This window comes from Pseudomonas sp. NPDC088885 (genome assembly GCF_044750025.1).
Lineage (GTDB): Bacteria > Pseudomonadota > Gammaproteobacteria > Pseudomonadales > Pseudomonadaceae > Aquipseudomonas > Aquipseudomonas rustica.
This window is the reverse complement of the sequence record NZ_JBIVJB010000139.1, coordinates 1-8,222: the sequence shown is the minus strand read 5'-3', so window position 1 is coordinate 8,222 and position 8,222 is coordinate 1. Positions and strand designations below refer to the sequence as shown.

Below are 8,222 nucleotides of genomic sequence, written 5' to 3'. Positions count from 1 at the left end.
GTTTGAGCCGTTTTCGCTACGTTTTAGAGATGCTTGGAAAATGCGGCAGTATCCGTTAAAGCCGAATGATGTTCAACACGTCGCCCGACAGGCTGACCTGTACGCCCGAGCCCCACATTGGATCGCGGCGCAAATCCTCGGAAACCTTGTAATGACCGGCGATGGAGATCAGTTCAGCGCTCAATTGCTGACAGAAAATCCGTGCCTTGGTGTCACCCTTCACGCCGGCCAGCGCACGGCCACGCATCGGGCCGTATACATGGATGTTGCCATCGGCAAGAAGTTCCGCCCCCGGACTGACCGAGGAGACCACGACCAAATCGCCACCCTGCGCGTATATCTGTTGGCCACCACGTACTGGCGTGGTGATGACGCGAGTCTGTTTGACGGTCGGTTCTGGCGGCTTTTCCGGCTTCTTTTTGACTTCGGCTTCTGGCATGTCCAGCGGGCGTTCACGGGCACCGGACGGCGGCAGCACCGGAATGTCGATGGCGATGGCGGCGGCGATGTCTTCGATGCGGCTGGCGCGAATCGCCAGGGTGCGCAGGCCATGTTGACGGCACACGCGCATCAAACCTGGCAGGTCGACCGCGCCTTCGCTCGGCGGCAGTTTGTCCAGGGCCAGAACCAGCGGCGCGTTGCTGAAGAAATTCGGCGCCTGCGCAACTTTGGCGGCCAATTGCCGATCGAGGCTGTCGAGGTCGTTACGGGCCAGTTCCAGCACGGTAATGGCCAGCATGCTGCCCTTTAGCTGGAACACGGGATCTTGGTTTAACGGTTCGGTTTTGCTCATGTCGGCATACAACGGCTTGTCACTAAAAGTGCCGAGACTTATAACGAGAACGCCCGCAGGCCGCAAGCCGGGTCGAACGATGTAGAATGCGCAGCCACTGTATTTACGGAAGCTTTAATGGATCGCCCGCGTTTTCGAAAAGCATTTCTTGCTCCACGCTTCTGGCCGCTCTGGTGCGGCTTGGGGCTTTTGTGGCTGATCGTGCAGCTGCCGTATCCGGCGTTGCTGACCATCGGTCGATTTTTGGGTGCGTTGATGTATCGCTTCGCCGGCGACCGGCGGCGCATTGCCAAGCGTAATCTTGAACTGTGCTTCCCGGAAAAATCCGCGGCGGAGCGCAAACGCCTGCTCAAGGAAAATTTCGCCTCGACCGGCATCGCTTTTTTTGAAATGGCGATGAGCTGGTGGTGGTCGCGTGAGCGTCTGGCCAAACTCGCCCACGTCGAAGGGCTGGAGCATTTGCAGAAAGCTCAGCGCGAAGGCAAAGGCGTGATCCTGATGGCGGTGCATTTCACCACCCTGGAAATCGGCGCGGCGCTGCTCGGCCAACAGCACACCATCGACGGCATGTACCGCGAACACAAAAATCCGTTGTTCGACTTCATCCAGCGTCAGGGCCGTGAGCGGCACAATCTTGATTCGCTGGCGGTGGAGCGCGACGACGTGCGCGGCATGCTCAAGCTGCTGCGTTCCGGTCGGGCGATCTGGTACGCGCCGGATCAGGACTACGGCGCCAAGCAAAGTATCTTCGTGCCGCTGTTCGGCATTCAGGCGGCGACCGTGACGGCGACGACCAAATTCGCGCGGCTGGGTAAGGCGCTGGTGGTGCCGTTCACTCAGGAGCGTCTGGCGGACGGCAGCGGGTATCGTCTGGTGGTGCATCCGCCGCTGGAGGATTTCCCGGGCGAGACCGAAGAAGCCGATTGCCTGCGCATCAACCAATGGGTCGAAGGCGTATTGCGCGATTGCCCGGAGCAATACTTGTGGGCGCATCGGCGCTTCAAGAGCCGGCCACCGGGCGAGCCGAAGTTGTACGCCAAACGCGGTTGATTCACCCCATCCCCTAAGCACCACGGAGTGTTGCGATGAGCCCAGCGGAACCGGTCACAGGTTTGATTCTTTCCGGCGGCGGGGCTCGGGCGGCGTATCAAGTGGGCGTGCTGGCGGCGATTGCCGAGTTGTTGCCGGTGGGCGCGGACAATCCGTTCCCGGTGATCGTCGGCACCTCGGCCGGTGCGATCAATGCGGTTAGCCTTGCCAGCGGCGCCAGCGATTTCCGCGCGGCGATCGAGCGGCTGACGCTGTTCTGGCAAGGCTTTCGCAGCCATCGCGTGCTGCGCAGTGACTGGCCCGGTGTGATCCGTCAGGCTAGCCGTTTTGTCAGCCACAGCCTGCTTGGCCTCGGTCGACATCTGCCGGTAGCGCTGCTCAACAGTTCGCCGCTGCGCGACCTGCTCAATGAAAAACTGCACCTGCCCGGCATCGCCGAATCCATCGCACGCAAGCAATTGCATGCGGTGGCGGTGACGGCGTTCGGCTACGAATCGGGGCAGGCGGTGACGTTTTATCAGGGCGGCGGCACGATTGATTCGTGGCTACGGCATCGGCGCATTGGTGTGCCGACGCAATTGTCGGTCGATCACTTGCTCGCCAGCTCGGCGATTCCGTTGCTGTTCGCGCCGGTGAAAATCGGTGATGAGTATTTCGGCGACGGCGCGGTGCGGCAATCGGCGCCGATCAGTCCGGCGTTGCACTTGGGCGCCAGTCGCGTGCTGGTGGTCGGCGTGAGCGGCAACCCGCGCGGTTTCGATCCACAGCAGCCGCTGGAACGCACCTACACCGGGCAACAGCCGACACTTGCTCAGATCGGCGGGCACATGCTCAACAGCACGTTCATTGACAGCCTGGAGAGCGACATCGAGTTGCTGCAGCGGCTCAACCAGTTCAGTCATCTGATGCCCGCCGGCACGCCGACACGCGAGTTGGGCGTGGCGCCGGTGGAGGTGCTGGTGATTTCACCGAGTCAGCCGATTGATGAGATCGCGGCGCGGCATCGTCAGGAATTGCCGGCGGCGTTGCGCTTGTTTTTGCGTGGGCCGGGGGCGACGAAGACGAGTGGGGCGGGGGTGTTGAGTTATCTGTTGTTCGAGGCGGGGTATTGCAGCGAATTGATTGATTTGGGGCGAAGGGATGCGTTGGCCAAGCGTGAGGAGTTGTGCCGGTTTTTGGGGATATCTGAGGCGGTGAATCCGGTCTGAGATTTATGGTGAGGCATTCGCGAGCAGGCTCGCTCCCACATTGGAACTCGGTCGAATATGGGGAAGCTTTTAAAGCAAAAGATCGCAGCCTGCGGCAGCTCCTACATTGGAATGCGCTATCCCTGTAGGAGCTGGCGAAGCCTGCGATCTTTTGATTTTTATCAGAAGTGGAACTTCACCAGGAAGCTGGTCACGTTCTGATTGGTGGTGAATGCACGGGTGTCGTCGATCCCGTACTTGTCTTTCCAGTAGTCGTACTCAACACCAACGTACAGCTGCTTCTCGCCGAAATTCAGCGCCTTGCCCAGGTCGTATTTGACCTGTGGGTTGAAGTGCAGGTTGGCTTTGTATTCGCCACGGTTGTTTTCGTCGTTGTCGACGACCCAGTCCATGTAACCGTCGATCAGCACGTTCGAGTCGCCGACCGGGATGGTGTAAGACCAGACCGGGGTGATCTGCCAGACGTTGTCACCCGGGCGCGAGCCTTCGGTGTGGCGCTGGTAGAAGTTCAGCTGGAAGTAGTCGAAGCCCGGAATGGCCAGGTCGAAGCCAGGACCGATCAGGTAGGACTCGGTGTCACCCTCGCCGAACTCGTAGGTCATCGCCAGCAGGACGTCTTTGATCGGGCCGAATTCGATCTTCTGGTCGAGTACCTTGCCCAGCGAGATGCGTGGCTGGAACTCGCCGTAGTAGGTGTTCGGGCCGTTGTTGAAGTCCTTGTCACCGTTGTAGAAGATCTTGTCGACGAACAGGAAGTTGTCCCCATACTTCCACGCATCGGCGTGCTCGAAGGTGACGGTCTGCTGGATCGCAGGGTTGACCTTGAAGTCCTTACCGTAGAGGTAGGTCAGGCTGTTGTTCTGCCACTGCAGCAGGCCATCGGCCATGGCCTGGCCGCCGGCCAACATCGATCCCGCAAGCATCAGGCTGGTGCACGTACGTTTCATTCGGTTGCTCCCAAAGTAGGTGTTCCACGTTTATTTTTTTTAAGATCGGCGCTCTGGTGTGGCGCCTTTTTTCGTTACTGCAAAAGTCATCCAATCGGTCAGCTTTGCTGGTGTTAGCAAGAGCTGGGCCAAGGCTTTTCGAAAAGCAAAAAAACGCCCGTCGGCTGCTGCAAAACAGTCGATTGAGCGTGTTTTCGGGATGCCTCGGTACTGGCCGGGGCCGGGATAAGTTGGCCCGTCGGTCAGGAATTAAATCCGGGCTTTTTTTTAGACCGAATTCATGAGGCCGCGGAGAATACTGACTCCTCGGCCAGCTCTCAAGTGCCCCGCAACAGAGCACCGACGACAGGTATGGGGCACGGTTGCGGGTCATCTTAAAAATGCACCTTCACCAGCAGGCTGGCGGTGTTCTGATTGGTGTCGAGGTTGTGGCTGCTTTCGACGCCGTATTTGTTCTTCCAGTAGCTGTATTCGGTGCCGACGTACAGCTGCTTCTGACTCCAGCCGAGGGCTTTGCCGAGGTCATATTTGATCTGCGGATTGATGTGCAGGTTGGCGTGGTAAGTGCCGCGCGAGTTCTCGTCGTTGTCGACCACCCAATCCAGATAGCCATCGATCAGCACGTCGGAATTGCCCACGGGAATGCTGTAAGACCAGCCGGGGGTGATCTGCCACACGCCGTCGCCGGGGCGCGGGCCTTCGGTCTGGCGGCGGAAGATGTTGAGGGTGACGTAGTTGAAGCCGGGCACCTTGAGGTCGAAGCCCGGGCCGATCAGGTAGGCCTCGCTTTCACCTTCGCCGTACTCGTAGGTCATCGCCAGCAGCACGTCTTTGATCGGGCCGAATTCGATCTTCTGATTGAAGATCTTGCCGAACGAGAAGCGTGGGGTGAATTCGCCGTAAAAGGTGTGCGGGCCTTTGTTGCGGTCTTCTTCGCCGTTGTAGAAGATTTTGTCGACGAAGAGAAAGTTGTCGCCGTATTTCCACTTGTCGGCGTGCTCGAACGTGACCGTCTGCTGGATCGACGGGTTGATCGCGAAATTCTTGCCGTACAGGTAGCTGAGGCTGTTGGTTTGCCACAGCAGTAAATCGCCAGCCATGGCTTGACTCGCGGCCAGCAGGCCACCGCTTAACAGTACGTTTGTCTGTGTACGAATCATCTGTTGCTCCCTCTTGTTTTTATTGTTTGAGGCGCAGAGCTGTTGCTTGCCCTTGTGGGAGCGGACTTGCTCGCGAATGCGTTCTTCCAGTCAACGGATGGGTTGAATGTCACACCGCTTTCGCGAGCAAGCCCGCTCCCACATGGGGATTCTTTGTTGCGTTTAGTGCTGGTGTGCGTGGCAGTCGTTGATGGCCGCGCGCTCTTTGCCGCCGAGAATGTTGAACAGCAGGTTCAGCGTCAGCGCGCTGAGCGTTGCCATGGCGATGCCGCTGTGGGTAATCGGGCTCATCCACAGCGGCAGGTGCGCGAAGAACTCAGGGCGCACCACCGGGATCAGGCCCATGCCGATGCTCACCGCGACCAGCAACTGGTTGCGACGGTCACCGATGTCGGCTTCTTGCAGAATCTTGATGCCGGTCGCGGCGACCATGCCGAACATCGCAATCGCTGCGCCGCCCAATACCGCCGGTGGAATCGATGCCACCAGGAACGCCGCTTTCGGCAGCAGGCTCAGCACGATCAACAAGCCACCGGCAACGATGGTCACCGAGCGGCAGCGCACGCCGGTCATCTGCACCAGGCCGATGTTTTGCGCGAACGAGGAGTGGGTGAAGGTGTTGAAGAAACCGGCGACAAAGGAGGCGCCAGCATCACACAGCAGGCCGCGACGCAGCATGCGCGGGCAGACTTCCTGGCCGGTGATTTTGCCCAGCGCGAGGAACATCCCGGTGGATTCCACGAAGATGATCACCACCACCAGACACATTGACAGGATCGGCGCGAGTTCGAATTTCGGCATGCCGAAATGCAGCGGGGTGACGAACTGAATCCATGGCGCATTGGCCATGCCGCTGAGGTCGACCATGCCGATCACGCCGCACAGGATGTAGCCGAAGCACATACCGATCAGTACGGAAATGTTGACCCAGAAACCGCGCATGAAGCGGTGCACCAGCAGAATGGTGCCCAACACCAGGGCGGCGATGGCCAGATAAATCGGTGAACCGAATTGCGTAGCGCCTGCACCGCCGCCAGCCCAATTCACGGCGACGGGGAACAGCGACAAACCGATCGAGGTGATGACCGTCCCGGTCACCAGAGGCGGGAAGAAGCGTACGACCTTGGACATGAATGGCGCGATGATCATGCCGAAGAAACCGGCGGCGATCGTTGCGCCGAAGATGCCTTGCAGGCCGATACCGGGCATGCCGGCCATGGCGACCATGCTGCCGACAGCGGCAAAACTGGCGCCCATCATCACCGGCATGCGAATGCCCATCGGGCCGATGCCCATGGATTGCACGATGGTGGCGACACCGGCGACCAGCAGGTCGGCGTTGATCAGGAAGGCAATTTCTTCACGACTCAGGCCAGCGGCCTGTCCAATGATCAGCGGCACCGCGATGGCACCACCGTACATCAGCAGAACATGTTGCAAACCGACCAGGATCAGTTGCAAAAGGGGCAATCGCTGAATGGCGGGTGCGTCGGGGATGCGCGCTTTGGACAGCTCGGACATGCAACACCTCAGATCTTTTTATTCTTGTGATTGAACAGCTGCCGGGTTGCTCACAGCTGTTTCTTTGCATCATTCGTATGTGTGGGCAGAGGAATTTTGTGGCGAGGGGATTTATCCCCGATGGGCTACGAAGTAGCCCCAAAACCTGCAATCGCAATACATCAGGCAGATGGCAATTGCAGGGTCTGCGACGGCTGCGCCGCCGATCGGGGATAAATCCCCTCGCCACAGGTAAATCCTCAAGCACAGGTAAATCCCTTCACCTCAAAAGCCTGCTGTTAGCAGGCTTTTGTGTGGCTTAGTTGGTCTGGGCTCCCTGCACAATCCAGGCGCCGATCAGGTCACGTTCCTGCTGGGTCATCTGTGTGATGTTGCCCAGTGGCATGATCTGACTGGTGACCGCTTGTGCCTGAATCCGCGCCGCGTTCTGGCGGATCTGCTCAGGGGTGTCGAACATCACACCCGCTGGCGCTGCGCTGAACAACGGACTGGTCGGCTTGGCCGAGTGGCAAACCGCGCAGCGTTCTTGGATCACGCTGTGCACTTTGTCAAAGCCAGGGCCGGCGTTGGAGGCTTGTGCCGGTGCAGCAGGTTCGGCAGGGGCTGCCGGTGCCGCTTCAGCCGGTTTCGCGCCACCACCCAGTGCCGTTTCCGGCAGCGGTTGGTACTCGATTTTTGCTGGAGCCTTGGCCACTTCCGGAGCGGTCGACATCGGCGTAGGGCCGGTGACGTACGCCAGCGTGATCATGCCTACCGCTGCCACTGGCAGAGTCCAGGCAAACTTGTGGCTGTCGTGACGGGTGTTGAAGTAGTGACGAACCAACACCGCCAACACCGCGATCCCGGCCAGGATCAACCAGTTGTACTGGCTGCCATAGGTGCTCGGGAAGTGGTTGCTGATCATGATGAACAGCACCGGCAGGGTGAAGTAGTTGTTGTGACGCGAACGCAGCAAGCCTTTGGCCGGCAGCGCCGGATCCGGCGTGCGGTTCTCGGCAATCGCCGCCACCAGTGCGCGTTGCGCCGGCATGATGATGCGGAACACGTTACCGACCATGATGGTGCCGATGATCGCGCCGACGTGCAGGTACGCACCACGACCGCTGAACACTTTGCTGAAGCCATACGCCGCGCCGATGATCAGCACGAACAGGATGAAGCCGAGCAGAGCAGGGCGTTTGCCCAAGGCCGAGTCGCACAGGAAGGAGTAGATGAACCAGCCGAGGAACAGCGAGCCGATACCGATGGCCACGCCTTCAGGGCCGCTCAGTGTGCTGCCCGGAGCCAGCAGGTAGAGCGTCGGATTGGAGTAGAACACCACGCACAGCAGCGCGATACCCGACATCCAGGTGAAGTAGGCTTCCCATTTGAACCAGTGCAGGTTCTCCGGCATTGCCGGCGGGGCCAGTTTGTATTTTTCGAGGTGATAGATACCGCCACCGTGGATCGCCCACAGGTCACCGGCCAGACCGGTTTTCGGGTTGACGCGGTTGAGGTTGTTCTCCAGCCAGACGAAGTAGAACGACGCGCCGATCCAGGCCAC

The 8,222-nt window shown here is 59.5% G+C and carries 7 protein-coding genes; 2 read left to right on the top strand and 5 right to left on the bottom strand.

What is annotated here, in order from left to right; translation table 11 throughout:
- Positions 1-55: 55 nt before the first annotated feature.
- Positions 56-793, bottom strand: a complete 738-nt coding sequence (gene minC, locus ACIP1X_RS26715; RefSeq protein ID WP_159814898.1) for a septum site-determining protein MinC — start codon at positions 791-793, stop codon at positions 56-58.
- 117 nt (positions 794-910) lie between these two features.
- Between minC and ACIP1X_RS26710 the strand changes: the two genes are divergently transcribed.
- On the top strand, positions 911-1,843 hold the full coding sequence (locus ACIP1X_RS26710; protein WP_053118640.1) for a lipid A biosynthesis lauroyl acyltransferase: 933 nt from the start codon (positions 911-913) through the stop codon (positions 1,841-1,843).
- A 35-nt stretch (positions 1,844-1,878) separates the two neighbouring features.
- Positions 1,879-3,051, top strand: coding sequence for a patatin-like phospholipase family protein (locus ACIP1X_RS26705; protein WP_400755774.1), 1,173 nt, complete (start codon positions 1,879-1,881; stop codon positions 3,049-3,051).
- Positions 3,052-3,212: 161 nt separating this feature from the next.
- Here the strand turns inward: ACIP1X_RS26705 and ACIP1X_RS26700 are convergent, their stop codons facing one another.
- The 4 genes from ACIP1X_RS26700 to ACIP1X_RS26685 form a co-directional block, all read right to left on the bottom strand.
- Positions 3,213-3,998: an outer membrane protein OmpK gene (locus tag ACIP1X_RS26700; RefSeq protein ID WP_053118646.1), complete on the bottom strand. Its 786-nt coding sequence runs from the start codon at positions 3,996-3,998 to the stop codon at positions 3,213-3,215.
- A 374-nt stretch (positions 3,999-4,372) separates the two neighbouring features.
- Positions 4,373-5,158: an outer membrane protein OmpK gene (locus ACIP1X_RS26695; protein WP_400755773.1), complete on the bottom strand. Its 786-nt coding sequence runs from the start codon at positions 5,156-5,158 to the stop codon at positions 4,373-4,375.
- Between the two features lie 162 nt (positions 5,159-5,320).
- Complete coding sequence (locus tag ACIP1X_RS26690; RefSeq protein ID WP_053118650.1) at positions 5,321-6,679, bottom strand: nucleobase:cation symporter-2 family protein; 1,359 nt, start codon at positions 6,677-6,679, stop codon at positions 5,321-5,323.
- Positions 6,680-6,977: 298 nt separating this feature from the next.
- Positions 6,978-8,222 (bottom strand): urate hydroxylase PuuD (locus ACIP1X_RS26685; protein WP_400755772.1); only part of this gene is annotated, 1,245 nt, incomplete at its 5' end.

What these genes read in the sequence shown, in the direction of transcription:
- ACIP1X_RS26705 (WP_400755774.1), top strand. Translation starts at nt 1,879, where the DNA reads ATGAGCCCAGCGGAACCGGTCACAGGTTTGATTCTTTCCGGCGGCGGG.
- ACIP1X_RS26710 (WP_053118640.1), top strand. Translation starts at nt 911, where the DNA reads ATGGATCGCCCGCGTTTTCGAAAAGCATTTCTTGCTCCACGCTTCTGG.
- ACIP1X_RS26695 (WP_400755773.1), bottom strand. Translation starts at nt 5,158, where the DNA reads ATGATTCGTACACAGACAAACGTACTGTTAAGCGGTGGCCTGCTGGCC.
- ACIP1X_RS26700 (WP_053118646.1), bottom strand. Translation starts at nt 3,998, where the DNA reads ATGAAACGTACGTGCACCAGCCTGATGCTTGCGGGATCGATGTTGGCC.
- minC (WP_159814898.1), bottom strand. Translation starts at nt 793, where the DNA reads ATGAGCAAAACCGAACCGTTAAACCAAGATCCCGTGTTCCAGCTAAAG.
- ACIP1X_RS26690 (WP_053118650.1), bottom strand. Translation starts at nt 6,679, where the DNA reads ATGTCCGAGCTGTCCAAAGCGCGCATCCCCGACGCACCCGCCATTCAG.